2 protein-coding genes are annotated in these 1,851 nt (G+C 60.3%); both read right to left on the bottom strand.

What is annotated here, in order from left to right; translation table 11 throughout:
* A partial coding sequence (locus QZY07_RS03050; RefSeq protein ID WP_295399627.1) for an alpha-L-fucosidase occupies positions 1-409 on the bottom strand: 409 nt, incomplete at its 3' end.
* Positions 406-1,773 (bottom strand): alpha-L-rhamnosidase C-terminal domain-containing protein, encoded by a 1,368-nt coding sequence (locus QZY07_RS03045; RefSeq protein WP_295399626.1) that lies wholly within the window; start codon positions 1,771-1,773, stop codon positions 406-408. The genes QZY07_RS03045 and QZY07_RS03050, both read right to left, overlap by 4 nt.
* Between the last annotated feature and the right edge of the window lie 78 nt (positions 1,774-1,851).

Below are 1,851 nucleotides of genomic sequence, written 5' to 3'. Positions count from 1 at the left end.
TGGCGCCCGCCTTTTTGTATAGCGCCATCAATTTATCGGGATCCCATTTCTCGGCCTTCCAGCAGGGAAGAACATCTTTAAAGCCATGAACCGACGGATGCCCGTACAGCTTCAGATGCGCATCATAGCCGCCCCAAGGGGCCTGCTGTTCATACATGCGGCGTGCATTCCAGTCGCCCGCTTCCAACACAGCCTGGGGCCCCCAGTGCGCCCAGATTCCGAACTTGGCATCGCGGAACCATTGCGGGCAGACATAGCCGCCCTGCAACGACTCCCAGGTCGGTTGAAAAGGTCCATCGAGGATCGGAATCCCAACTTTCTCTTCGATAAGATTGGGTTTGTTTTGACCGGCAGCGAGGGAGCCGCAGGCCAGGGTGAGTGGAATGATCGATAGTATGGATGTTTTCATGAGTTGATGTGGATGATCCGGTTTCCCGGAAGCAGTTCAAATTCGTTGGCTTTGACCGGGCTGCCATCCAATTGGATTTTACCGGCAGGAAACTGCGGGAGTTGAACCAGTGCGGAGCTACCGGGCGGAACGGTGACTTGCCAGATCACCGAGTTTCCATCGCGCTTCCAACTGCTGGAAATCAGCCCCTGCGGCGAGCGCAGCGTCACCTTCGCCCATTCCAAGCCGGGGAGAAAACAGGGCTTGAGGAAGAAGCGCTTGAACCCGGGGCCAACCGGATCAGGGCGAGTGCCGCCGAGGCTTTCGTGAAAGACGGCCGCAAAGCCGCTGTGCATCGGATGGTTGAAGGAGTTACGCCGATACCGTTTGCCGGGATCCCAGTTGTACGGCGCTTCCGGCCAGGTGGTCAGTCCGTGTTTTTCAGTCAGAAAGCCGAGACTCGGCCAGTCAGTGATGTTCCACAGATGGCGCGTTACGTCGGGATGCCCGTAATCGTTCAGTACCGTATACAGCGGACGATGTCCAAACATTCCGGTGGTGTAATGGCCACCCGCTTTCTCCATGATCAGCGCGGCGAGCCCGTCGGCAGCCCGTTGCTCTTCGCCATCGGGAACGAGCCCAAGATGCAGCGCCATCGCGGTTCCGGTCTGCGAGCCGTAATCGCCGGAGGCAGCATTGAAGAACCGGGCGTTGAACGCCTGCTTCACCACAGCGGCTTGGGCGGCGTACTGCGCGGCCTCATCCGATTTGCCCAATGCCACGGCCATTTTTTGCATGGCCGTTAACGACTGGTAATAGAGCGCCGTCGAGGTGAGCGCCACCGGCGTGTCGATCTTGGTATTGGTGCCCGGCGGACACCAGTCGCCCAGGCCGTCGGCGATGATGCCGTTGTTGACGCCGAACTCGTCGAGATAGGCCATCCAGCCCTGCATCATGGGCCAGGCGGTCTGCACCGTGTCGCGATCGCCGTAAAAGAGATAATCGAACCACGGGACCAGCACCGTCGCCGCGCCCCAGTCCGCCGTGGCCTGGCCGCACAGCCGTTTGCCGACGGCGATCATGGTCGGAGCACGTGGATCGCGGGGCATCGTGATCTCGCGCTTCCCCATCGGCGGATTGGCGCCCAGCACCGTCGCCATGTCCGCCGTCATCTTGGGCCAGAACCGCCGCAGATCGAAGTTGTAGGAGGCCGCCTCGCCCACCGCATGGCCGTCGCCCATCCAGGCACAACGCTCGCGGGTCGGACAGTCGGTCAGGACGCCCTGCAAATTATCTTCGATCGTCCACATCGAGACTTCGTAGAATTTGTTGATGAGCGCATCCGAGCACTCGAAGGTGCCGATGCGCTTCGCGTCGGTACGCAACAGCCAGCCGGTGTAATCCTTCAGCTCCGGCTTTTTGCTCAGGCCGCTGATCTGGACATAGCGGAACCCGTGATAGGT

This window comes from uncultured Thiocystis sp., assembly GCF_903866365.1.
Classification (GTDB): Bacteria; Pseudomonadota; Gammaproteobacteria; order Chromatiales; family Chromatiaceae; genus Chromatium.
The sequence above is the reverse complement of the archived record's forward strand: the minus strand, read 5'-3'. Positions and strand labels throughout refer to the sequence as shown.